Origin of the sequence: Saccharothrix syringae (assembly GCF_009498035.1) — a bacterium.
Taxonomy (GTDB): Bacteria; Actinomycetota; Actinomycetes; order Mycobacteriales; family Pseudonocardiaceae; genus Actinosynnema; species Actinosynnema syringae.
Genome location: NZ_CP034550.1, coordinates 8,004,451 through 8,030,753 on the forward strand (window position 1 = coordinate 8,004,451; position 26,303 = coordinate 8,030,753).

The 26,303-nt window shown below is 76.2% G+C and carries 5 protein-coding genes; all 5 read left to right on the top strand.

Features of this window, described 5'->3' with window-relative positions:
- The 5 genes from EKG83_RS33330 (at position 1) to EKG83_RS47200 (ending at position 26,265) form a co-directional block, all read left to right on the top strand.
- Positions 1–14,268, top strand: coding sequence for a non-ribosomal peptide synthetase (locus EKG83_RS33330; RefSeq protein ID WP_153278622.1), 14,268 nt, complete (start codon positions 1–3; stop codon positions 14,266–14,268).
- Positions 14,265–24,311, top strand: coding sequence for a non-ribosomal peptide synthetase (locus EKG83_RS33335; RefSeq protein WP_063741481.1), 10,047 nt, complete (start codon positions 14,265–14,267; stop codon positions 24,309–24,311). The genes EKG83_RS33330 and EKG83_RS33335 overlap by 4 nt, the downstream gene beginning before the upstream one ends.
- Before the next feature lie 27 nt (positions 24,312–24,338).
- Positions 24,339–24,707 carry a nuclear transport factor 2 family protein gene (locus tag EKG83_RS33340; protein WP_033434685.1) on the top strand — a complete coding sequence of 123 codons (369 nt, stop codon included), beginning with the start codon at positions 24,339–24,341 and terminating at the stop codon, positions 24,705–24,707.
- A 192-nt stretch (positions 24,708–24,899) separates the two neighbouring features.
- On the top strand, positions 24,900–25,973 hold the full coding sequence (locus tag EKG83_RS33345) for a branched-chain amino acid aminotransferase (protein ID WP_033434686.1): 1,074 nt from the start codon (positions 24,900–24,902) through the stop codon (positions 25,971–25,973).
- A 136-nt stretch (positions 25,974–26,109) separates the two neighbouring features.
- Positions 26,110–26,265: a hypothetical protein gene (locus tag EKG83_RS47200; RefSeq protein WP_170191943.1), complete on the top strand. Its 156-nt coding sequence runs from the start codon at positions 26,110–26,112 to the stop codon at positions 26,263–26,265.
- The last annotated feature ends 38 nt before the right edge of the window (positions 26,266–26,303 follow it).

A 26,303-nucleotide genomic window follows, 5' to 3' on the forward strand; every position in this document is an offset into this window, starting at 1 on the left:
GTGACCACGACACACGACACGGCGCACGAGCTGTTCGCCCGGCAGGCCGCGCGCACCCCCGGTGCGACCGCCCTGGTGAGCGGGCCGGAGCGGGTGACCTACGCCGAGCTGGACGCGCGGGCCAACCGGCTGGCCCACCACCTGGTCGACCTCGGCGCGCGGCCGGGCGACGTCGTCGGCGTGTGCCTGCCGCGCGGGGTGGAGCTGGTCGTCGCGGTGCTCGCGGTGCTCAAGGCCGGTGGCGCGTACACCGTGCTGGACCCGCGGTTCCCCGCCGCGCGGCTGGCGTCGGTGTGCGACCGCGCCGGGGTGCGGGTGGTGGTCCGCGAGGACGGCCCGGTGGACGGCCGGGTGACCGCCGACCCGACCGCCGCCGCCACCCGCTCCGACGAGGCGCCGGACGTGCCGGTGACCGCCGAGGACGTCGCGTGCGTCATGTTCACCTCCGGTTCCACCGGCGAGCCGAAGGGCGTGGTCGCACCGCACCGCGCCCTGGTCGGCACCCTGGTCGGCCAGACCTACGTCGACTTCTCCGCCGACGAGGTCTGGCTCCAGTGCTCCCCGGTCTCCTGGGACGCCTTCGCCCTCGAACTGTTCGGCCCGCTGCTGCACGGCGCCACCTGCGTCCTCCAGCCGGGCGAGACGCCTGAACCGGCCGTGATCGCCGACCTCCTCCGGGAACACCGGGTCACCACCGCGCACCTGTCGGCCAGCCTGCTGAACTTCATGGTCAACGAGCACCCCGGGGCCTTCCGGGGCCTGCGCCAGCTCATGACCGGCGGCGAAGCGGCCTCCACCGCCCACGTCGGGCGACTGCTCACGCGCCACCCCGGACTGCGCCTGGTCAACGGCTACTCGCCCGTGGAGAACATGATCTTCACGCTGTGCCACGACATCCGGCTTCCCGACACCGACCGGCCCATCCCGGTGGGCAGGCCGCTGGCGGGCAAGCGGGCCGTGGTGCTCGGCCCCGACCTGCGGCCGGCCACCGAGGGCGAGATCTACATGGGCGGCGTGGGCCTGGCCCACGGCTACCTCGACGCACCCGCCCTGACCGCGGAGCGCTTCGTCGCCGACCCCTTCGAGCCGGGTCGACGCCTGTACCGCACCGGCGACCTGGGCCGGGTCCGCGCGGACGGCGCGGTGGAGTTCCTGGGCCGCGCCGACGACCAGGTCAAGATCCGCGGCTTCCGGGTCGAGCCCGCCGAGGTGCAGGCCGCGCTGACCTCGCACCCGCGGGTGCGGCAGGCGGCGGTCGTGGTGCGCGAGGACCGGCCCGGCGACCAGCGCCTGGTCGGCTACGTGGTCGGCGACGTCGCCCCGGCGGAGGCCCGCGCGCACGTGGCCGGGCTGCTGCCGGAGCACCTGGTGCCCTCGGCCGTGGTCGTGCTGGCCGCGCTGCCGCTGACCGCCACCGGCAAGCTGGACCGCAAGGCCCTGCCCGCGCCCTCCTTCGACACCTCCGGCAGCGCGCCGCGCACCGCGCGGGAGGAGCTGCTGTGCGGGTTGTTCGCGCAGGTGCTCGGCCTGCCCGAGGTGGGCGCCGAGGACGACTTCCTCGACCTGGGCGGCCACTCGCTCCAGGTGGCGACGCTGGTCAGCCGGGTGCGCGCCGCGTTCGGCGTGGAGGTGCGCATCGCGGACGTCTTCACCGCGCGCACGCCGCGAGCGCTGGCCGCCGCGCTGGACGGCGGGCGGGCCGCCCGCACGCCGCTGACCGCGACGGCGCGCCCGGACGTGCTGCCGCTGTCGTTCGCGCAGTCCCGCCTGTGGTTCCTGGACCAGGTCGAGGGCGGCGCCACCTACACCATCCCGGTCACCGTGCGGCTGCGCGGCGACCTGGCCCCCGACGCCCTGCGCGCCGCCCTGGCCGACGTGATGGCCCGGCACGAGTCGCTGCGCACGGTGTTCCCGCTCGTGGCGGGCGAACCCGTGCAGCACGTGCTGGACGCCGCCACCCCGGCCTGGAGCACCCGCGACACCACCGGCGACGAGCTGGACGCGCTGGTGCGCGAGCTGGCCTCGGTCCCGTTCGACCTGGCCGGGGAACCGCCGCTGCGCGCCCACCTGCTCCGCCTGGCCGCCGACGACCACGTGCTGCTGCTGGTGCTGCACCACATCGCCGGCGACGGCTGGTCCACCGCCCCGCTGCTGCGCGACCTCGCCGCCGCCTACCGCGCCCGCCTGGCCGGCACCACCCCCGACCTGCCCGCGCTGCCCGTGCAGTACGCGGACTACGCGCTGTGGGAGCGCACGGCGCCGGCCGAGGCGCTCGACTCCCAACTCCGCTACTGGCGCGACGCGCTGGCGGGCCTGCCCGAGGAGTCCACCCCGCCCGCCGACCGCCCCCGGGCCGCGGTCCGCGGCGCGCACGGCGACACCGCGCCGCTGGTCCTGGGCGCCGCCCTGCACCGGTCGCTGCGCGAGCTGGCCGCGAGCACCGGCACCACGGTGTTCATGGTGCTGCACGCCGCCCTCGCCGCCCTGCTGACCCGCCTGGGCGCGGGCACCGACCTGGCGATCGGCTCCCCGGTGGCCGGGCGTGCCGACGAGGCCCTGGACGAGCTGGTCGGCTTCTTCGTCAACACCCTCGTCCTGCGCACCGACACCAGCGGCGACCCCACCTTCCGCGAACTGCTGGCCCGCGTCCGCGACACCGACCTCGCCGCCTACGACCACCAGGACGTGCCGTTCGAGCGCCTCGTCGAAGAACTCAACCCGGCCCGCTCGCTGTCCCGGCACCCGCTGTTCCAGGTCATGCTGGTGCTCCAGAACACCCCGCCCGCCGCACCGGACTTCGGCGGCCCGGCGGCCGAGCACCGGGTCGTGGACCTGGACGTGGCCAAGTTCGACCTCACCGTGGACGTGACCGAGACGGCCGACGGGATCACCGGCGCGGTCAAGTACGCCACCGACCTGTTCGACCGCGCCACCGCCGAGCGGTTCGCCACCGGCCTGGTGCGGCTGCTGACCGCGTTCGCCGCCGACCCGGACACCCCGGTCACCGCGGCGGACCTGCTGGGCGCGGCCGAGCGCGAGCGCGTCCTGGTGTCCTGGAACGGCGGCCCCGGCGGCCCCACCCGACCGGCCCACGAGCTGGTCGCCGAGCAGGCCCGGCGCACCCCGGGCGCCACCGCGCTGGTCTCCGGCACCACCACCGTCACCTACGCCGAGCTGGACGCCTCCGCCAACCGGCTGGCCCACCGCCTGATCGCCGGCGGCGTCACCCCGGGCGACGTGGTCGGCGTCCTGCTCGACCGCGACCCGTCACTGGTCACCGCCGTCCTGGCGATCCTCAAGGCGGGCGCCGCCTACACCGTGCTGGACCCGCGCTTCCCCGCCGGCCGGCTGGCCGCCGTGGCGACCCAGGCGGGACTGGGGCACGTGGTGTCCACACAGGACTGCCGACTCCCCGGCGTGACCGTGGTCGAACCCCACGCCGACGGCCCCGGCACCGCACCGACCGTCGCGGTCTCCCCCGACGACGTGGCGTGCGTGATGTTCACCTCCGGCTCCACCGGCACCCCCAAGGGCGTCCTGGCCACCCACCACGCCCTGGTCGGCACCCTGGTCGGCCAGACCTACGTCGACTTCTCCGCCGACGAGGTCTGGCTCCAGTGCTCCCCGGTCTCCTGGGACGCCTTCGCCCTCGAACTGTTCGGCCCGCTGCTGCACGGCGCCACCTGCGTCCTCCAGCCCGGTCACGTCACCGACCCCGCCGTCATCGCGGACCTGCTCGCACAACACCGCGTCACCACCGCGCACCTGTCCGCGAGCCTGCTCAACCACCTGCTCGACGAGCACCCCGGGGCCCTCCGGAACCTCCGCCAGCTCATGACCGGCGGCGAACCGGCCTCGGTCGCCCACGTCCGCGCGCTGCTCGCCGACCGACCGGACCTGCGCCTGGTCAACGGCTACTCGCCGGTCGAGAACATGATCTTCACCCTCTGCCACCGCATCACCGGGCAGGACACCGAACGCCCCACCATCCCGGTCGGCTCCCCCATCGCGGGCAAGCGGGTGTACGTGCTCGACCACCGGCTGAACCCGGTACCGGTCGGCGTCCCCGGCGAGGTCTACATGACCGGCGGCCTGGCCCACGGCTACCTCGACGCGCCCGCCCTGACCGCGGAACGGTTCGTCGCCAACCCCTTCGAGCCGGGCGAGCGCATGTACCGCACCGGCGACCTGGTGAAGTGGCGCCCCGACGGCACCCTGGACTTCCTCGGCCGAGCCGACGACCAGGTCAAGATCCGCGGCTTCCGCGTCGAGCCGGCGGAGGTGCGCACGGCCGTGGACCGGCACCCGGGCGTGCGGCAGAGCGCGGTCGTGGTGCGCGAGGACCGCCCCGGCGACAAGCGCCTGGTCGCCTACGTCGTGGGCAGCGCGACCGCGGCCCAGTTGCGCGCCCACGCGGCCGACGTCCTGCCGGAGCACCTGCGCCCCGGCGCCTACGTGCTGCTCGACGCCCTGCCGCTGACCCCCAACGGCAAGCTGGACCGCAAGGCCCTGCCCGCGCCGGAGCACACCGCGACCACCCGCCGGACCGCGCGCACCGCCCGCGAGGACATCCTGCGGACCCTGTTCGCCGACGTCCTGGACCTGCCCGCGGACCAGGTCGGCCCGGACGACGACTTCTTCGCCCTCGGCGGCCACTCCCTGCTCGCCGCCAAGCTCACCAGCCGCGTCCGCACCGCGCTCAACGCCGAGCTGGGCGTCCGCGACGTGTTCGCCGCGCCCACCCCCGCCGACCTGGCCGCCCGCCTGGGCGGCCCCTCGGCGCGGCCCGCGCTCGTGGCCGGGGACCGCCCCGCCGAACCGCCGCTGTCGCCCGCGCAGTTCCGGCTGTGGTTCCTCGACCGCGTCGAGGGCGGCGGCACGACCTACAACGTGCAGTTCGCGGCCCGGGTCACCGGCCCGGTGGACCGGACCGCCCTGGAGCGGGCCGTCACCGACGTGGTGGGCAGGCACGAGGCGCTGCGCACGGTCTACCCCGACACCGCCGGCACGCCGCACCAGCGCGTGCTGCCCGCCGACGCGGTCCCCCCGGTCTTCTCCGCCCGGGAGACCGACGACGTGGCCGCGGTCGTGCGCGCCGAGTCGGCGCACGTGTTCGACCTGGCGGCCGAGGCGCCGATCCGGGTGCACCTGCTCACCGGGTCCGCGGAGGACCACGTGCTGCTGGTGACGCTGCACCACATCGCCGGCGACGGCTGGTCGCTGCGCCCCCTGCTGACCGACCTCGCCACCGCCTACACCGCCCGCCTGGCCGGGGAAGCACCGTCGTGGGCACCGCTGCCCGTCCAGTACGTCGACTACACCCTCTGGCAGCACGACCTGCTGGCCGGCCTGGCCGACGGGCAGCTGGAGTTCTGGCGCACCGCCCTGGCCGGCCTGCCCGAGGCGCTGGACCTGCCCACCGACCGGCCGCGGCCGGCGCGCCCCACCCACCGGGGCGAGTCGCTGCCGCTGCGGGTTCCCGCCGACGTGCACCGGGCGCTGGTCGACCTGGCGCGGGCCAACGGCGTGACCCTGTTCATGGTCCTCCAGGCCGCCTTCGCGACCCTGCTGACCCGACTGGGCGCGGGCACGGACATCCCGCTGGGCACGGCCGTGGCCGGGCGCGCCGACGAGGCCCTGGACGACCTGGTCGGATTCTTCGTCAACACCCTCGTCCTGCGCACCGACACCTCCGGCGACCCCACCTTCCGCGAACTGCTCACCCGCGTCCGCGACACCGACCTCGCCGCCTACGACCACCAGGACCTCCCCTTCGACCGGCTGGTCGAAGAACTCAACCCGGTGCGCGACCCGGCCCGCCACCCGCTGTTCCAGGTCATGGTGGTGCTCCAGAACAACGCCACCGCGGCCGTGGACCTGGCGGGCACGGCGTGCGCGCCCGAGCCGGTGCCGAACACGGCGGCCAAGTTCGACCTCACCCTGGCCGCGCGGGAGACCGCCGACGGCCTGGGCGGGTACCTGGAGTACGCCACCGACCTGTTCGACCGCGACACCGCCGAGCTGCTGCTGGACCGCTTCACGTGGCTGCTGGCCGCGGTGGCGGCCGACCCGGACCGGGCGATCGGCGGGATCGACCTGCTCACCTCGGCCGAGCGGCACGACGTGCTGGTCAACTGGAGCGACGGCGGCCCCGCCGCCCCGGCCGCCACCGTGCCCGAACTCGTCGCCGCGCGGGCCGCCCGAACGCCCGGCGCCACCGCGCTGGTCAGCGGCCCGAACCGGGTGACCTACGCCGAGCTGGTGGGCCGCGCCAACCGGCTGGCGCACCGCCTGGTCGCGGCGGGCGTGCGGCCGGGCCACGTGGTCGCCGTGCTGCTGGAGCGCGGACCGGACCTGGCCGCGGCGGTGCTGGCCGTGCTCACCGCGGGCGCCGGCTACACCGTGCTGGACCCGAAGCACCCGGCCGCCCGGATCGCCGACCTGGTCGCGCGCACCGCGCCGCCGGTCGTCGTCACCGGCGGCGACCTCGCCGGGGTCGTCACCGGCGTGCCCGCCCTGCTGGTGGAGGAGGTCACCGACGGACCGACCACCCCGCCCGCGGTGGACGTCTCGCCCGAGGACGTGGCGTGCGTGATGTTCACCTCCGGCTCCACCGGCACCCCCAAGGGCGTCGTCGCGCCGCACCGGGCGCTGGTGGCCACCCTGACCGGCCAGCGGTACGCCGGGTTCGGGCCCGGCGAGGTGTGGTTGCAGATCGCGTCGGTGTCGTGGGACGCCTTCGCCACCCAGCTGCTCGGCCCGCTGCTGCACGGCGGCACGTCCGTGCTGCTGCCCGACCGGGACGTGGACCCGGCGGTGGTCGCGGAGCTGGTGGTGGCGCACGGGGTGACCGTGTTCGACGCCTCCGCGAGCCTGTTCAACCACGTGCTCGACGAGCACCCCGAGGTGTTCGCCACCGTCCGGCGCGCCCTGACCGGCGGCGAACCCGCCTCCCCCGCGCACGTGGCCCGCGCCCTGCGCGAGTTCCCGGGCGTGGCGCTGGTCAACGGCTACGGCCCGGCCGAGAGCATGGGCTTCACCACGGTGTACGACATCACCGGCCAAGACATCACCGACGCGGGCGGGACCTCGGTCCCGATCGGCTCGCCGATCGCGGGCAAGCACGCCCACGTGCTCGACGACCGCCTGCGGCCCGTGCCGCCGGGCGTGCCCGGCGAGCTGTACGTGGGCGGCGCGGGCCTGGCCCACGGCTACCTCGGCGCACCGGCGCCGACCGCGGAGCGCTTCGTCGCCCACCCCTTCCGGCCGGGCGAGCGCGTGTACCGGACCGGCGACCTGGCCCGCTGGCGCGCCGACGGCGCCCTGGAGTACCTGGGCCGCGTCGACGACCAGGTCAAGCTGCGCGGCTTCCGGGTCGAACCCGGCGAGGTGCGCGCCGCGGTGACGTCCTGCGCCGGCGTGGCCGACGCCGCCGTCGTGGTCCGCGAGGACCGCCCCGGCGACAAGCGCCTGGTGGCCTACGTGGTCGGTGACGCCACGCCCGCGCAGGTGCGGGCGCACGTGGCCGCGCTGCTGCCCGAGCACCTGCGGCCGGGTGCCTACGTGCCGCTGGACGCGCTGCCGCTGACCGCGAACGGCAAGCTCGACCGCAAGGCCCTGCCCGCGCCGGAGCTGGGCGCCGCCCACCGCGCGGCCCGCACCCCGCGCGAGCAGATCGTGGTGGGCCTGTTCGCCGACGTGCTGGGCCTGCCCGCGGACCGGGTGGGGCTCGACGACGGGTTCTTCGACCTGGGCGGGCACTCGCTGCTGGCCGCGAAGCTCGTGGGCCGGGTGCGCGGCGCGCTGGGCGTGGAGCTGGGCATCCGCGACCTGTTCGACGCGCCGACGCCCGCCGGCCTCGCGGCCCGCCTGGACTCGGCCGCCGCCGCCCGCACGCCGCTGCGACCGGTGGCGCGCCCGGAGTGGACGCCGCTGTCGCCCGCCCAGGCCCGGCTGTGGTTCCTGGACCAGCTGCGGGGTCCCGGCGCCACCTACAACGTGGCGCACGCGGTGCGGCTGCGCGGCGCGCTGGACGTGCCCGCGCTGCACGCCGCCCTGGCCGACGTGGTGGCCCGGCACGAGGCGCTGCGCACGGTGTTCCCGTCGGTCGACGGCGAGCCGCGGCAGGTGGTGCTGCCCGCCGGTGACGTGCCCCTGCCGGTGATCGCCGTACCGGAGTCCGAAGTGGACGACTCGGTGGCGGCCGGCGCCCGCGCGGTGTTCGACCTGACCGCCGAACCCCCGGTGCGCGCCACCCTGCTGCGGGTCGCCGAGGACCACCACGTGCTCCTGCTGGTGGTGCACCACATCGCGGCCGACGGCTGGTCGATGGGCCCGCTGCTGGGCGACCTCGCCACCGCCTACACCGCCCGCCTCACCGGAGAGGCACCCGACTGGGCACCGCTGCCCGTCCAGTACGCCGACTACACGCTCTGGCAGCGCGAGCTGCTCGACGACCTGGCCGGGGAGCAGCTGGAGTTCTGGCGCACCGCGCTGGCCGACCTGCCGCACGAGGTGACCCCGCCCACCGACCGGCCGCGCTCGGCGGGGGCCGGGCCCGGCGACAAGGTCGAGGTCGCGCTGGGCGCCGACCTGCACGCCGCGCTCCTGGACCTGGCGCGCGCCAACGGCGTCACCCTGTTCATGGTCCTCCAGGCCGCCTTCGCGACCCTGCTCACCCGGCTGGGCGCGGGCACCGACATCCCGCTGGGCAGCCCGGTCGCCGGGCGCACCGACGAGGCCCTGGACGAGCTGGTCGGCTTCTTCGTCAACACCCTCGTCCTGCGCACCGACACCAGCGGCGACCCCACCTTCCGCGAGCTGCTGGAGCGGGTCCGGGAGTTCGACCTGGCCGCCTACGACCGCCAGGACGTGCCGTTCGACCGCCTGGTCGAAGAACTCAACCCGGTGCGCGACCCGGCCCGCCACCCGCTGTTCCAGGTGGCGTTCGCGGTGCAGAACAACGCGGGCGCGCGGCCGGCGTTCCCCGGCCTGGAAGTGGGGGTCGAGCCGGTCGACACCGGCACCGCCAAGTTCGACCTGACGCTGAGCCTGGCCGAGGAGCACGGCGAGGGCGGCGCCCCCGCCGGCCTGACCGGCGGCCTGGAGTTCGCCACCGACCTGTTCGACCGGGCCACCGCGACCGCGCTGGTCGACCGGCTGGCCCTGGTGCTGGCCGCGGTCGCCGCCGACCCGGGCGCGCCGATCGGGCGACTGGACGTGCTCACCCCGGCCGAGCGGGCACGGCTGGCGGGCGGCTGCGCGAGCGCACCGGCCCGGCTGGTCGACGACCGCTGCGCCCACGAGGTGGTGGCCGCCCACGCCGCCGGCGCGCCCGGCGCGACCGCGCTGCTCTTCGCCGGCGCCCGGATGACCTACGCCGAGCTGGACGCCGCGGCCAACCGGCTGGCCCACCACCTCGTCGACGCGGGCGTGCGGCCGGGCGACCTGGTCGGCGTGCTGCTCGACCGCGGCTTCGACCTGGTGGTGTCGGTGCTCGCGGTGCTCAAGGCCGGTGGCGGGTTCACCCTGCTCGACCCCGGTTTCCCGGCCAACCGGATGACCGCGGTGCTGCGCGCCGCCGACGCGACCGCCGTGGTCACCGACGCCGCCGGCGCGCAACGCCTCGCCGCCGCGGGCCTCCCGCCGACCCTGCGGTTCGTCGACGTCGCCACCGACGTCTCCGGGCGGCCCGCCGACGCGCCCGCGGTCGCGGTCGACCCGGCCTCGCCCGCGTGCGTCATCTTCACCTCCGGCTCGACCGGCAGGCCGAAGGGCGTGCTCGCGCCGCACCGCGCGGTCGTGCGCACCCTGGTCGGCCAGGACTTCCTGGACCCCGCGCCCGACCAGGTGTGGTTGCAGTGCGCGCCGGTGCCGTGGGACGGGTTCGTGCTGGAGCTGTTCGGCGCGCTGCTGTCCGGCGCGGCCTGCGTGCTCCAGCCCGGCCCGGCGCCCGAACCCGCGCGGGTCGCCCGCCTGGTCGCCGAGCACGGCGTCACCACGGTGTTCCTGTCCGCGAGCCTGCTCAACTACATGCTCGACGAGCACCCGGCCGTGTTCGACGTGCTGCGGCTGGTGATGACCGGCGGCGAGGCGGCCTCGGCACCGCACCTGGCGCGGCTGCTGCGCGACCACCCGGGCGTGCGGGTGGTCAACGGCTACGGCCCGGCCGAGCACATGGTCTACACCAGCAGCCACGACGTGCGGCCGGGGGACACCGCCGGCCCGGCCGTGCCGATCGGCCTGCCGCTGGCCGACAAGCGCTCCTACGTGCTCGACGACCGGCTGGAACTGGTGCCGCCGGGCGTGCCGGGCGAGCTGTACGTCACCGGCGTCGGCTCGGCCCTGGGCTACGCGGGCGAACCGGGCCTGACCGCCGAGCGGTTCGTGGCCTGCCCGTTCGAGCCGGGCGGGCGCATGTACCGCACCGGCGACCTGGTGCGGTGGCGCGCCGACGGCGTGCTGGAGTTCGTCGGCCGCGCCGACGACCAGGTCAAGGTCCGCGGCTTCCGGATCGAGCCCGGCGAGGTGCAGGCCGCCCTGGACGCGCACCCGGACGTGCGGCGCAGCGCGGTCGTGGTGCGCGAGGACCGGCCCGGCGACAAGCGCCTGGTCGCCTACGTGGTGCCCGAGCCGGGCACCGACCCCGACCCGGCGGCGCTGGCCGCCCACGCCGCCGACCTGCTGCCCGCCCACCTGCGGCCCGGCGCGTACGTGCTGCTCGACCGCATCCCGCTCAACGCCAACGGCAAGCTCGACCGGGCGGCCCTGCCCGCGCCCCGGGTCGCCGCGGCCGGGCGCCGGGCACCGCGCACGGCCCGCGAGGAGATCCTGGTCGGCCTGTTCGCCGACGTGCTGGGCCTGCCCGCGGACCGGGTCGGCCTGGACGACGACTTCTTCGCCCTGGGCGGCCACTCGCTGCTGGCGGCCAAGCTGGTCGGCCGGGTGCGGTCGGCGCTGGACGCGGAGGTCGGCATCCGCGACCTGTTCGACGCGCCCACACCCGCCGCGCTGGGCGACCGGCTGGACCGCGTGGCCGAGGGGCGGCTCGCGCTGACCCCCGCGCCGCGCCCGGACGAGGTGCCGCTGTCCTACGCGCAGGCCCGGCTGTGGTTCATCGACCAGTTGGAGGGCGCGGGCACCGCCTACAACGTGCCGCACTCGGTGCGGTTGCGCGGCCGGCTCGACGAGGCCGCGCTGCGCGCCGCGCTGACCGACGTGGTCCGCAGGCACGAGGCCCTGCGCACGGTGTTCCCGTCGATCGACGGCGTGCCGCAGCAGGTGGTCCGGCCCGCCGAGGACGTGCTGGTCGGCCTGCCGCTGCGGGAGGTCGACGAGTCCGAGGTGGACGGCATCGCCCAGGCGGCGGCGCGGGAGGCGTTCGACCTGACCGCCGAGCTGCCGATCCGCGCCACCCTCCTGCGGGTCGCCGACGACGACCACGTGCTCCTGCTGGTCCTGCACCACATCGCGAGCGACGGCTGGTCGATGGGCCCGCTGCTGGGCGACCTCGCCACCGCCTACACCACCCGCCTCACCGGAGAGGCACCCGACTGGGCACCGCTGCCCGTCCAGTACGCCGACTACACGCTCTGGCAGCGCGAGCTGCTGGGCGACCCGGACGACCCGACCAGCCCGCTGGCCCGCCAGCTGGAGTTCTGGCGGCAGGCGCTGGCCAGCGTGCCCGACGAGCTGCCGCTGCCCGCCGACCGGGCCCGCCCGGCCACCGCGACCGGCCGGGGCGAGGCGGTGCCGCTGGCGCTGGACGCCCGGCTGCACCGGGGCCTGCTCGACCTGGCCCGCTCCAGCGGCGCCACGCTGTTCATGGTGCTCCAGGCCGGTTTCGCGGCCCTGCTGACCCGGCTGGGCGCGGGCACCGACGTGCCCGCCGGTTCGCCGGTGGCCGGGCGTGCCGACGAGGCCCTGGACGAGCTGGTCGGGTTCTTCGTCAACACCCTGGTGCTGCGCACCGACACCAGCGGCGACCCGACGTTCCGCGAGCTGCTGGCCCGCGTCCGCGACACCGACCTGGCCGCCTACGACCACCAGGACGTGCCGTTCGAGCGCCTGGTGGAGGAGCTGAACCCGGTCCGCTCGCTGTCCCGGCACCCGCTGTTCCAGGTCATGGTGGTGCTCCAGAACAACGCCGAGGCGCGGATCGACATGCCGGGGCTGGCCGTCGAGGTGCGCCCGGTGGACACCGGCGCGGCCAAGTTCGACCTCACCCTGGGCCTGCGCGAGGAGCACGACCCGGACGGCGCGCCCGCCGGCGTCACCGGCGCCCTGGAGTTCGCCACCGACCTGTTCGACCGGGCCACGGCCGCGGCCCTGGCCGACCGGCTCACCCGGATGTTCGCCGCGGTGGTGGCCGACCCGGACACCCGGATCAGCCGCCCGGACCTGCTCGACCCGCAGGAGCGGCGCACCCTGCTGGCCGCGTGGACCGACACCGCCGCCGACGCTCCGATCGACCGCTGCGCCCACGAGCTGGTGGCCGCGCAGGCCCGGCGCACCCCCGGCGCGGTGGCGCTGGTGCACGGCGACGCGCGGGTCACCTACGGCGAGCTGCTGGACCGGGTGAACCGGCTGGCGCACGAGCTGGTCGACCGGGGCGTGCGCACCGGCCAGGTGGTCGGCGTGCTGCTCGACCGCGACGTCGACCTGGTGGTGGCCGTGCTCGCCGCGCTCACCGCGGGCGCCGGCTACACCACGCTGGACGCGCGGTTCCCGGTGCGGCGGCTGGCCGAGCTGGTGGAGCGCACCGGCGCGCCGCTGGTGATCACCCGCGGGCACCTGGCCGACCGGGTCGCGGGCGCGCCGCTGCTGGTGCTCGACGACCCGCGCGACGCCGCGCTGGTCGCGGCCAGGCCCACCGCGGCGCCGGGCGTGCCGGTGGACCCCGCCGACGTGGCCTGCGTGATGTTCACCTCCGGCTCCACCGGCACGCCCAAGGGCGTGGTGGCACCGCACCGGGCCCTGGTCGGCACCCTGCTCAGCCAGGAGTACGTGGACTTCTCCCCCGACCAGGTGTGGCTGCAGTGCTCGCCGGTGTCGTGGGACGCGTTCGCCCTGGAGCTGTTCGGGCCGCTGCTGTCCGGCGCCACCTGCGTGCTCCAGCCCGGCCCGACGCCGGAGCCCGCGCTCGTCCGGGAGCTGGTGGCCCGCCACCGGATCACCACCGTGCACCTGTCCGCCAGCCTGCTCAACCACCTGCTCGACGAGTACCCGGACGCGCTGGTCGGCGTCGAGCAGATCATGACCGGCGGCGAGCCCGCCTCGGTGGCTCACCTGCGCAAGCTGCTGGACCGCCACCCGGGCGTGCGGCTGGTCAACGGCTACTCCCCGGTGGAGAACATGATCTTCACCGTCTGCCACCGGGTGCGGCTGGAGGACACCGAGCAGCCGTCGATCCCGGTGGGCAGGCCGATCAGCAACAAGGGCTTCTACGTGCTCGACGCCCACCTCAACCTGCTGCCGCCGGGCGTGGTCGGCGAGCTGTACATGACCGGCGTCGGCCTGGCCCGCGGCTACCTGCGGGCGCCCGCCCAGACCGCCGAGCGGTTCGTGGCCTGCCCGCACGGCGAGCCGGGCGAGCGCATGTACCGCACCGGCGACCTGGTGAAGTGGCGCGCCGACGGCGTGCTGGAGTTCCTGGGCCGCGCCGACGACCAGATCAAGATCCGCGGCTTCCGGGTCGAGCCCGGCGAGGTCGTCAACGCCCTGACCCGGCACCCGCGGGTGCGGCAGGCCGCGGTCGTGGTGCGCGAGGACCGGCCCGGCGACAAGCGCCTGGTCGCCTACGTGGTGCCCGAGCCGGGCACCGACCTCGACCCGGCGGCGCTGCGCGCCCACGCCGAGGAGCACCTGCCCGAGCACCTGCGGCCCAGCGCCCACGTGCGGCTCGACGCCCTGCCGCTGACGCCCAACGGCAAGCTCGACCGGGCCGCGCTGCCACCGCCGGACTACCTCGCCCGCCCGGCCGGGCGCAAGCCGGCCACCCCGCGCGAAGAGGTGATGTGCGGGTTGTTCGCCGAGGTCCTCGGCCTGGACGGCGACGTGGGCGCGGACGACGACTTCTTCGCCCTCGGCGGCCACTCGCTGCTGGTGACCAGGCTGATCAGCCGGGTGCGGTCGGCCTTCGGGGCCGAGCTGTCCATCAAGTCCGTGTTCGAGAACCGCACCGCGGCCGCGCTCGTGGCGCACCTCGGCCAGGCGGAACAGGCCCGTCCGGCGCTGCGGCGCAGGACCCGGTCGGAGGAGGTCCAGTGATCCCCCTGTCGTCCACCCAGCGGCGGCTGTGGTTCCTCAGCCGCGCCGAACCCGGCTCGACCTACAACATCCCGCTGGCGCTGCGGCTGCGCGGCGAGCTGGACGTGCCCGCGCTGCGCGCCGCCCTGGCCGACGTGGTGGACCGGCACGAGGTGCTGCGCACCGCCTACCCCGAGGCCGACGGCGGGCCGTACCAGGACGTCCGCGACGACGTGCCGGAGCTGCCGGTGGTCCCGGTGACCCCGGACGGGCTGCCCGCCGCGCTGGCGGAGGCCGCCGGGCACGTGTTCGACCTGACCGCGGCACCACCGGTCCTCACGCGACTGTACGAAGTGGACAACACAGACCACGTGCTGCTGGTGGTGCTGCACCACATCGCGGGCGACGGCGGGTCCACCGGCCCGCTCACCCGCGACCTGGCCGCCGCCTACGCCGCGCGGGCCGCCGGGCACGCGCCGGCGTTCGCCGAGCTGCCCGTGCAGTACGCCGACTACACCTACTGGCAGCAGGACGTGCTGGGCGACCCCGACGACCCGACCAGCCGGTTCGCCCGGCAGGTGGCGCACTGGGCGGGTGCCCTGGCCGACCTGCCCGCCGAGGTGGGCTTCCCGGCGGACCGGCCGCGCGCCGCGGTCGCCGGGCACCGGGGCGACTCGGTGCCGCTGGAGGTGCCCGCCGACGTGCACCGGGCGCTGCTCGCCCTGGCCGCCGACACCGGGAGCACGCTGTTCATGGTGGTGCAGGCCGCGGTCGCGGCGCTGCTGACCCGGTACGGCGGCGGCACCGACGTCCCGTTCGGCACGGCCGTCGCCGGGCGCACCGACGAGGCGCTGGAGGACCTGGTCGGGTTCTTCGTCAACACCCTCGTGCTGCGCACCGACACCAGCGGCGACCCCACGTTCACCGAGCTGCTGGAGCGGGTGCGGGAGACCGACCTGACCGCGTTCGCCAACCAGGACGTGCCGTTCGAGCGGGTGGTGGAGGAGCTGAACCCGCCGCGGTCGCTGTCGCGGCACCCGCTGTTCCAGATCATGCTGGTGCACAGCTCCGACGGCGACGGCGGCGTGGAGTTCCCCGGCCTGCGGGCCGAGGCCGTGCCGCTGGGCACGGGCGCGGTGAAGTTCGACATGACCATCGGCGTGCGGGAGCGGCCCGCCGCCGGCGGTCTGCGGGTGAACTGGGACTACGCCGCCGACCTGTTCGACCGCGGGACCGTGGCGGCGTTCGGGCGGTCCCTGGTGCGGCTGCTCGCGGCCGTGGCGGGGGAACCGGACACCCGGATCGGCGCGCTGCCGCTGCTCGACCCGGAGGAGGTGGCCGGGCTGACCGCGCCGGCGGCGGAGCCGGTGCCCGGGTGCGTGCACGAGCTGGTCGCCGCGCAGGCCGCCCGCACGCCCGACGCCACCGCCCTGGTCCACGACGGCGGTCGCCTCACCTACCGCGAGCTGGACCGGTGGGCCAACCGCGTCGCCCACCACCTGCTCGACTCGGGCGTGCGCCCCGGCGCGGTGGTCGGCGTGCACCTCGACCGCGGCCCCGCCCTGGTCGCCGCGCTGCTGGGCGTGCTCAAGGCCGGCGCCTGCTACACCCTGCTGGACACCGCGTTCCCGGCCGACCGCCTGCGCTCGGTGGTGCGGAAGGCGGGTGCGGCCGTGGTGGTCGGCACCCCGGTCGACGGCCTGGACGCGCGCCTGCTCGACCCCGCCGCCCCCGGCCACGACGCCGACCCCGGCATCGCGGTGGACCCGCGCGACCCGGCCGTGGTCATGTTCACCTCCGGCTCGACCGGCGAGCCCAAGGGCGTGCTCGCGCCGCACCGCGCCGTGGTCGCCACGCTCACCGGCCAGGACTACGCGGAGTTCGACGCCGGCTCGGTGTGGCTCCAGGCCGCGCCGGTGTCGTGGGACGCCTTCGCCACCGAGCTGTTCGGCCCGCTGCTGCACGGCGGCACGTGCGTCCTGCACCCGGCGGGCCCGCCGGACCCGGACGCCATCGCCCGCCTGGTCGCCGAGCACGGCGTCACCGTCTTCAAGGCTTCCGCGAGCCTGTTCAACCACGTGCTGGACGAGCACCCGTCGGTCTTCGCGGCCGTGCGGCGCGCCATGACCGGCGGCGAGCCCGCGTCCGCGGCGCACGCGGCCAGGGCGCTGGCCGGGTTCGGCCACGTGCGGCTGACCAACGGCTACGGCCCGGCCGAGAGCATGGGCTACAGCACCGCGCACGAGATCACCGCCGCGGACCTGGACCGCCGGTCGGTGCCGATCGGCCGCCCGGTCGCGGGCAAGCACGGCTACGTGCTCGACGAGCGGCTGGGCCTGGTGCCGCCGGGCGGCGTGGGCGAGCTGCACCTGGCGGGCGCGGGCCTGGCCCTGGGCTACCTGGGCGCGCCCGGCGCGACCGCCGAGCGGTTCGTGGCCGACCCGTTCCGGCCCGGCGGGCGCATGTACCGCACCGGCGACCTGGTGCGGCCGCGGCCCGACGGCGTGCTGGAGTACGTGGGCCGCGCCGACGAGCAGGTCAAGGTCCGCGGTTTCCGGGTCGAGCCCGGCGAGGTGCGCGCCGCCGCCGGCTCCTGCGCGGGCGTGACCGACGCGGCCGTGGTCGTCCGCGAGGACCAGCCCGGCGACCGGCGCCTGGTGGCCTACGTGGTCGGGGACGCGACGCCGGCGCGGGTGCGGGAGCACGTGGCCGCGCGGCTGCCCGAGCACCTGGTGCCCGCCGCGGTGGTCGTGCTCGACGAGCTGCCCCGCACCCCCAACGGCAAGCTGGACCGCCGGGCGCTGCCCGCGCCGGACTACGCGGCCCCCGGCAACGGCGCCGCGCCGCGCACCCCGCAGGAGGAGATCCTGTGCGGCCTGTTCGCGCAGGTGCTCGGCCTCGCGGCGGTCGGCGCCGAGGACGGGTTCTTCGACCTGGGCGGGCACTCGCTGCTGGCCACCCGCCTGATCGGCCGGGTCCGCACCGCCCTGGGCGTGGAGCTGGGCATCCGCGACCTGTTCACCGCGCCGACCCCGCGCGGCCTGGCCGCCCGGGTGGCCGCCGCCGGTCGGGCCCGGCCCGCGCTGCGCCCGCTGCCGCGCCCCGAACCGCTGCCGCTGTCCCACGCGCAGCAGCGGCTGTGGGTGCTCGACCAGGTCCACGCCGGCTCCACCGCCTACAACTCGCCGTGGGCGCTGCGGCTGCGCGGCGAGCTGGACGTGCCCGCCCTGCGCGCCGCCCTGGCCGACGTGGTGGACCGGCACGAGTCGCTGCGCACGGTCTTCCCCGAGGTCGACGGCACGCCCGCGCAGCGGGTGCTGGCCGCCGCGCCCGAGCTGGTCGTCACGGCCGTCGCGCCGGACGAGGTGGACGCCGCGGTCGCCGCCGCCTCCGCGCACGTGTTCGACCTGGCGGGCGAACCGCCGCTGCGCGCCCACCTGCTCGTGGTCTCGCCGGTGGAGCACGTGCTGGTGCTGGTGCTGCACCACATCGCCAGCGACGGCTGGTCCAAGGGCCCGCTGCTGCGCGACCTGACCGCCGCCTACACCGCCCGCCTCGCCGGCGAGGCACCCGACTGGGCGCCCCTGCCCGTCCAGTACGCCGACTACGCCCTGTGGCAGCGCGAAGTGCTCGGCGACGAGGACGACCCGGACAGCCTGGTGGCGACCCAGCTCCGGTTCTGGCGCGACGCCCTGGCGGGCGCGCCCGAGCAGTTGGACCTGCCCACCGACCGGCCGAGGCCCGCGGTGCCGTCCGGTCGCGGCGGGCTGGTGACCGCCGAGTTCGGCCCCGAGGTGGCCCGCGCGGTGCGCGAGCTGGCGGGCGCGACCGGCAGCACCGCGTTCATGGTGCTGCACGCCGCCCTGGCCGCCCTGCTGACCCGGCTGGGCGCGGGCACGGACCTGCCGATCGGCTCGCCGGTCGCCGGGCGCGTCGACGAGGCCCTGGACGACGCGGTCGGGTTCTTCATCAACACCCTGGTGCTGCGCACCGACACGAGTGGCGACCCGAGCTTCCGCGAGCTGCTGGAGCGGGTGCGGGAGACCGACCTCGCCGCCTACGCCAACCAGGACGTGCCGTTCGAGCGGGTGGTGGAGGAGCTGAACCCGGCCCGCTCGCTGTCCCGGCACCCGCTGTTCCAGGTCACCCTGGTGCTCCAGAACACCGGCGGCGGCGACGCGGCGGCGCTGCCCGGCCTCGACGTCGAGACCGCGTCGACGTGGACCGCGACGGCCAAGTTCGACCTCGCGCTGGCCCTGAGCGAGCACGGCGACGACGGGCTGACCGCCAACCTGGAGTACGCGGCCGACCTGTTCGACGAGGCCACCGCCCGGTCGGTGGTCGAGCGCCTGGCCCGCCTGCTCACCGCCGCCGCGGCCGACCCCGGGGCGCGGTTGGGCGCGCTGGACGTGCTCGCGCCCGGCGAGCGGCGGCACCTGCTGGAGGGCTGGAACGACACCGCCGTGCCGGCCGGCCCGTGGGTGTCCGTGCCCGACCTGGTGGCGCGGCGCGCGGCGGAGACCCCGGACGCGTTCGCCGTGGACGGGCTGACCTACGCCGGGCTGGGGGCCGCCGCCGACCGGGTCGCGCGGCGCCTGCTCGACCTGGGCGTGCGGCCGGGCGCGACGGTCGGCGTGTGCCTGCACCGGTCGCCGGTCGGGATCGCGGCGCTGCTGGGCGTGCTCAAGGCGGGCGCGGCCTACCTGCCGCTGGACCCCGACTACCCGGCCGAGCGGCTGGCGTACGTGCTCGCGGACGCGGACGCGCCGGTGGTGCTGACCGAGAACGCGCTGCGCGACCGCGTCAGCGGGCCCGAGGTGGTGTGCCTGGACGACCTGGGGAGTTGGCCGGTCGAGCCGGTGGCCGTGCCCGTGCACCCGGCCGACGCCGCCTACGTCATCTACACCTCCGGTTCCACCGGCAAGCCCAAGGGCGTGGTGGTGGACCACGGCGGGCTGGCCGACCTGTGCGCCTGGCACGTGCGGGAGTACGCCGTCACGCCCGCGGACCGCGCCGCGCAGGTCGCCGCCCAGGGCTTCGACGCCGCGGTGTGGGAGGTCTGGCCCTACCTGGTGGCGGGTGCGCGCCTGCACCTGCCCGACGCGGCCACCCTCGCCGACGGCGACGCGCTGGTGAGGTGGATCGCCGACCGGGGCCTGACCCTGTGCTTCCTGCCCACGCCGCGGCTGGAGCTGGTGCTCGACGACCTCGCGGCGGCCGGTACCGCGCTGCGCGTGGTGCTGACCGGCGGTGACGCGCTGCGCCGCCGCCCGCCGGCCGGCACGCCGTTCCGGCTGGTCAACCACTACGGGCCAACCGAGTTCTCGGTGGTGGCCACCGGCGCGACCGTGCCGCCGGACGATCGCGCGGACGTGCCGCCGCCCATCGGCGGTCCGGTGGACAACACCAGGGCCTACGTGCTCGACGCGCGGCTGGAGCCGGTGCCGGTGGGCGTGGTCGGCGAGCTGTACCTGGCGGGCGCGGGCCTGGCCCGGGGCTACGCCGGCCGGCCGGGGCTGACCGCCGAGCGGTTCCCCGCGTGCCCGTTCGGCGCGCCGGGCGAGCGGATGTACCGGACCGGCGACCTGGTCCGCAGGCGGCCCGACGGCGCGCTGGAGTTCGCCGGCCGCGCCGACCAGCAGGTCAAGCTGCGCGGGTTCCGCATCGAGCTAGGCGAGGTGGAGGCGGTGCTGGCCGGGCACCCGGCCGTGGCGCAGGCGGCGGTCGTGGTGCGCGAGGACCGGCCGGGGCTGAAGGCCCTGGTCGGGTACGTCGTGGCCCGCTCCGGGTCGGTGCCGGGGGACCTGCGGGCCCACCTGGCGACCGTGCTGCCCGAGCACATGGTGCCCGCCGCGGTGGTCGTGCTGGACGCGCTGCCGCTGACCGCCAACGGCAAGCTGGACCGCAAGGCGCTGCCCGCGCCCGAGCTGACCGTGACCGGCCGGGCACCGCGCACCCCGCGCGAGGAGATCCTGTGCGGGTTGTTCGCGGACCTGCTGGGCGTGCCCGAGGTGGGCCCGGACGACGACTTCTTCGACCTGGGCGGGCACTCGCTGCTGGCCACCCGCCTGGTCAGCCGGGTCCGCACCACCCTGGGCGCGGAGCTGGCCGTGGCCGACCTGTTCGCCCACCCCACCCCGGCCGGCCTGGACGCCCGCCTGGACCGGGGTGCGGCCGCGCGCCCCGCGCCCCGGCCGGTCGAGCGGCCCGAGCTGGTGCCGCTGTCGTTCGCCCAGCGCAGGCTGTGGTTCGTCAACCGGCTCGACGAGCACAACCCCGGTTACGCGGTGCCGGTGGCGCTGCGGCTGCGCGGCACGCTGGACGTGCCCGCCCTGCGCGCCGCCCTGGCCGACGTGGTGGACCGGCACGAGTCGCTGCGCACGGTCTTCCCCGAGGTCGACGGCACGCCCACCCAGCGGGTGCTGGCCGCCGCACCCCCGTTCGCGCTGGTCGACGGCGGGTCGGACGACCCGGTGGCCGCGCTGCGCGGGGTGATCGCCGAGCCGTTCGACCTGACCGCCGACGTGCCGCTGCGCGCCACCGTGCTGCGGGCCGCCGACGACGACCACGTGCTCCTGCTGGTGCTGCACCACATCGCCGGTGATGGCTGGTCGATGGGCCCGCTGCTGCGCGACCTGGCGTGCGCCTACACCGCCCGCCTGGCCGGGGAGGCGCCGTCGTGGGCACCCCTGCCCGTCCAGTACGCGGACTACGCCCTGTGGCAGCGCGAAGTGCTCGGCGACGAGGACGACCCGGGCAGCCCGCTGGCGCGGCAGCTCGCGTTCTGGACCGACGCGCTGGCCGGCGTGCCCGACGAGCTGGAGCTACCCGCCGACCGGCCGCGGCCCGCCACGTCCGCGCAGACCGCCGGGCACGTGCCGGTGCGGTTGGGCGCCGAGCTGCACCGCGGCGTGCTGGAGCTGGCCCGGCGCACCCGGACCACGCCGTTCATGGTGCTCCAGGCCGGTTTCGCGGCCCTGCTCACCCGGCTGGGCGCGGGCACCGACATCCCGCTCGGCACGCCGGTCGCGGGCCGTCCGGACGAGGCGCTGGACGAGCTGGTCGGGTTCTTCGTCAACACCCTGGTGCTGCGCACCGACACCAGCGGCGACCCCACGTTCACCGAGCTGCTGGAGCGGGTGCGGGAGTTCGACCTGGCCGCCTACGCCAACCAGGACGTGCCGTTCGAGCGGCTGGTGGAACGGCTCAACCCGCCGCGGTCGCTGGCCAGGCACCCGCTGTGCCAGGTGCTGCTGACCCTCCAGAACACCGGCGACGCCGGGCTGGAGCTGCCCGGCCTGGCCGTGGCGCCGGTGCCGGTGTCGTCCGGCACGAGCGCGTTCGACCTCAACCTGGGCCTGCGCGAGACGCGGGACGCCGACGGCGCGCCCGCCGGGTTCGACGGCGCGCTGGCCTACCGCGAGGACCTGTTCGACGAGGGCACCGCGCGGTCGCTGGCCGACCGGCTGGTGCGGGTGCTCACCGCCGCGGTGGCCGACCCGGGCGCGCGGCTGGGCGAGGTCGACCTGCTGGGCGCCGACGAGCGCTCGCGCGTGCTGACCGGCTGGAACGACACCGCGCGGGACGTGCCCGCCACCACGTTGCCGGAGCTGTTCGCCGCGCAGGTGCGGCGCACCCCCGACGCGGTCGCCCTGGTCGGCGAGGACGTGACGCTCACCTACGCCGAGCTGGACGCGCGGGTGGAGCGGCTGGCCCGGGCGCTGCGCTCGCGGGGCGCGGGCCCCGAGCGGGTGGTGGCCGTGCTGCTGCCCCGGTCGGTGGACCTGGTGGTGGCGCTGCACGCGGTGCAGCGGGCGGGCGCGGCGTACCTGCCGGTCGACCCGGACTACCCGGCCGACCGGGTGGCGTTCATGCTGGCCGACGCGGACCCGGTGCTGGTGCTCGACGCGGAGTCGTCGCGCGAGCTGGACGCCACCCCGGCGACCGGTCCCCTGCCGACCGTGCGGGGTGGGGACCCGGCCTACGTCATCTACACCTCCGGCTCCACCGGGCGGCCCAAGGGCGTGGTCGTCCCGCACGACGCGATCGTCAACCGGCTGCTGTGGATGCAGGACGAGTACCGGCTGGGCCCGGACGACCGGGTGCTGCAGAAGACGCCGTCGAGCTTCGACGTGTCGGTGTGGGAGTTCTTCTGGCCCTTCCAGGTCGGCGCCGCGCTCGTGGTCGCCCGGCCCGACGGGCATCGGGACCCCGCGTACCTGGCCGAGCTGGTGCGGCGCGAGCGGGTGACCACCGCGCACTTCGTGCCGTCGATGCTGGAGGCGTTCGTCGCGCACCTGGAGACCTCCGGCGAGCGCTGCCCGGGGCTGGCGCGGGTGGTGTGCAGCGGCGAGGCCCTGCCGACCGCGCTGGCCCGCCGGTTCGCCGCGGTGTGCGGCGCGGGGCTGCACAACCTCTACGGGCCCACGGAGGCCGCGGTGGACGTGACCGCGCACGCCGTGACCGGTGCGGAGGGAACCGCGACGATCCCGATCGGACGTCCGGTGTGGAACACCGGGGTGTACGTGCTCGACGACCGGCTGCGGCCCGTGCCGCCCGGGGTGCCCGGTGAGCTGTACCTGGCGGGCGTGCAGTTGGCGCGCGGCTACCACGCCCGGCCGGCGCTGACCGCGCAGCGGTTCGTGGCCTCGCCGTTCGGGGCGCCCGGGTCACGGGTGTACCGCACCGGGGACGTGGTGCGGTGGTGCGGGGAGGGCGTGCTGGAGTACCTGTCGCGCGCCGACGACCAGGTCAAGATCCGCGGTCAGCGGATCGAGCCGGACGAGATCGCCGCGGTGCTCCAGGACCACCCGGACGTGGTGCGGGCCGCTGTGGTGGCGCGGTCGTTCGGGCCGGGTGACCTGCGCCTGGTCGCCTACGTGGTCGGTGGGGCGGATCGGGCTGTGGACCCGGCAGCGGTGCGGGCGCACGCGGCGTCCCGGCTGCCCGCGCACATGGTGCCGTGGGCGGTGGTGGTGCTCGACGAGCTGCCGCTGACGCCCAGCGGCAAGCTCGACCGCAAGGCGCTGCCCGCGCCGGCCGCGGTCGCGCCCACGCCGGGCCGGGAGCCGTCGACGCCCGCGGAGCGCGTGCTGGCCGGGCTGTTCGCCGAGGTGCTGGGCGTGCCCGCGGTCGGCGTGGACGACGGGTTCTTCGACCTGGGCGGCCACTCGCTGCTGGCCACCAGGCTGGTCGCCCGCATCGGCGCGGAGCTGGGCGTGCGGCTGGGCGTGCGGGCGGTGTTCGAGGCGCCCACGGTCGCCGCGATGGCCGAGCGGGTCGGCGGTGGCGGTGGCGGCGACTCGCTGGCCGTGCTGCTGCCGCTGCGCGACTCCGGCACGCGCCCGCCGCTGTTCTGCGTGCACCCGGCGGCAGGCGTGGGCTGGGTCTACGCCGGGCTGCTGCGCCACCTGCCCGACCGGCCGGTGCACGCGCTCCAGGCCCGGGGCCTGTCCCGGCCCGACGCGCGGCCCGCGAACTTCGACGAGGTGGTCAAGGACTACCTGGAGCAGGTCCGCTCGGTGCAGCCGGCAGGCCCGTACCACCTGCTGGGCTGGTCGTTCGGCGCGAACGCGGCCCACGCCATGGCCGCCGCGCTGCGCGCCGAGGGCGAGGAGGTGGCCCTGCTGGCCCTGCTCGACGGCTACCCCACCCGGCAGGCGGAGCGGACCTTCGCCGCCGACGACCCCGAGGTCCTGGCAGCCCTGCTGCGCTCGCTGGGCCACCCGGCCGACCCCGCGCCGCGGAACAGGGCCGAGTTCCGCGACCGCCTGGCCGACGGCCCCCTGTCCGACACCGACCCCGACCGGTTGGCGGCGGTCTTCGCCGCCAACCTGACCCTGATGACCGAGGGCACCACCGCCCACTTCGACGGTGACGTGCTGTTCTTCGCCGCCACCGCCGACAAGACCGACGGTTCTCCCGCGCCCGCCGACTGGCTGGCGCACGTCACCGGCGAGGTCGAAACGCACGACATCGACTGCCGCCACGGCGAGATGACCCGCCCCGGCCCGCTGGCCGAGATCGCGGCCGTGCTCGCCGACCGCCTGAACGGCCCCCGCTGACCCACCCACCCTTCCCGAGGAGTTCCCATGACCACCGCCCTGGCCCGCGAAACCGCCCTGGTGCAGGACTTCTACCGCCACGTCGACTCCGGTGACGTGCCCGCCCTGGTCGCCATGTTCACCGAGGACACGGTCTACTACCGCCCCGGCTACGCGCCGGCCGTCGGCCAGGAGGGCGTGGCGCACTTCTACACCCACGTGCGGGTGATCAAGGAGGGCACGCACCGCGTCGAGTCGGTGGTGCGCGAGGGCGACCAGGTCGCGGTGCGCGGGTCGTTCGAGGGCGTGCTCCGCGACGGCACGCCGACCAGCCTGCGCTACGCCGACTTCTTCACCCTCGCCGACGACGACCGCTTCAGCAAGCGCGAGACGTTCTTCTTCGCCCCCCTGGCCTGATCCCCTGGCCTGACCCCCCGGCCTAACCCCCGGCCTGACCCCCGGTCTGACCCCCGGCCTGACCCCCGGCCTGACCCCCGGCCTGATCCCCTGGCCTGATCCCCTCTCGCCCGCTCCCTCTCGCCGCCTCCGACCTCGTCCCCTTCGCCGTCCCCCCGGCTCGATCTCCCCTCTGCCGCAAAGGAGCCCGTCATGACCTCCGTCCTGCCCAAGCCCGCCGCCGCACCCGTTGTCGCCCCCACCTCCCCCGGCCACGGGGACGCGTTCACCCGCCACATGTACAGCCTGCGCTACTCCCCCGACCTCGGCTGGCACGACGGCGGCCTCCAGCCGCTGGCGAACCTGTCGCTGCACCCGGCCACCCTCGGCCTGCACTACGGCCAGGTGATCTTCGAGGGCATGAAGGCGTTCCGCCGGCAGGACGGCTCGGTCGCGGTGTTCCGCCCCTTGGAGAACGCCCGCCGCTTCAACCGCTCGGCCGCGCGCCTGGCCATGCCCGAGCTGCCCGAGCACCTGTACGTGGCGGGCGTGGACGCGGTGGTCGCCGCCGACCAGGGCGAGCTGTCCGACGACCCCGACCACAGCCTCTACCTGCGCCCGCTGATGTTCGGCACGGACGCGAACCTGATGCTGCGCCCGTCGGAGGAGTACCTGTTCCTGGTGATGGCGTTCGTCGCGGGCGGTTTCTTCGGCGACGTGGTGCGCCCGGTGTCGGTGCTGGTGTCCCGCGACCAGGCCCGCGCCATGCCCGGCGGCACCGGCAACGTGAAGTGCGCCGCGAACTACGGGCCGTCGTTCGTGGCGCAGCGCAAGGCGCAGCAGGCGGGGTGCCAGCAGGTGGTGTGGCTCGACTCGGCGGAGCGCCGCTGGATCGAGGAGATGGGCGGCATGAACCTGTTCTTCGTGCGCGGCAGCGGTCAGGGTGCGGAGGTCTTCACCACCCCGCTGACCGGCACCCTGCTGCCCGGCGTGACCCGCGACTCGCTGCTGCGCATGGCCTCCCGCCTGGGCTACCGGGTGGCGGAGCAGCCGCTGTCGGTCGACCAGTGGCGGGCCGAGTGCGAGGCCGGGACGATCACCGAGGTCTTCGCCTGCGGCACGGCGGCGGTGGTGACCCCGGTCGGGCAGGTGAAGGACGAGGAGGGCGACTTCACCGTGGGCAACGGCGAGATGGGCCCGGTGACCCGCACCCTGCGCACCGCCCTGGTCGACCTCCAGCACGGCCGAGTCCCCGACGTGGACGGCTGGCTGCACCGGGTGTGCTGAGGCTTCGGGCGCAGTGGGCCGGGGTTCGTCCCCGGCCCGCCCTCCCACAACCGGTCCCCCACAACCGATGTGTCCCCGCAGGCGCCATTGGGTATTCAAGGCGTGCCAGAGGACACCTACCAGGTGGGGAGCAGACATGCCCTGGGTCAGCAGGCACCGCAGGCGGGTGCCCTACAGCTTCTTCCGCACCACCACCGTGCAGAGCCACTACCGCCGGCGCCCCGGCAGCGTGCCGATCGTCCCGATCGCCATCGTCGCCGGGATCATGCTGCTGCTCATCCTCATCTTCTGAGCCCCGCCGACCACCGCGGTGTCCCGCCACCCCCGTGG

Coding starts and splice junctions, on each gene's coding strand:
- EKG83_RS33340 (WP_033434685.1), top strand. CDS start 24,339: ATGACCACCGCCCTGGCCCGCGAAACCGCCCTGGTGCAGGACTTCTAC.
- EKG83_RS33345 (WP_033434686.1), top strand. CDS start 24,900: ATGACCTCCGTCCTGCCCAAGCCCGCCGCCGCACCCGTTGTCGCCCCC.
- EKG83_RS47200 (WP_170191943.1), top strand. CDS start 26,110: ATGCCCTGGGTCAGCAGGCACCGCAGGCGGGTGCCCTACAGCTTCTTC.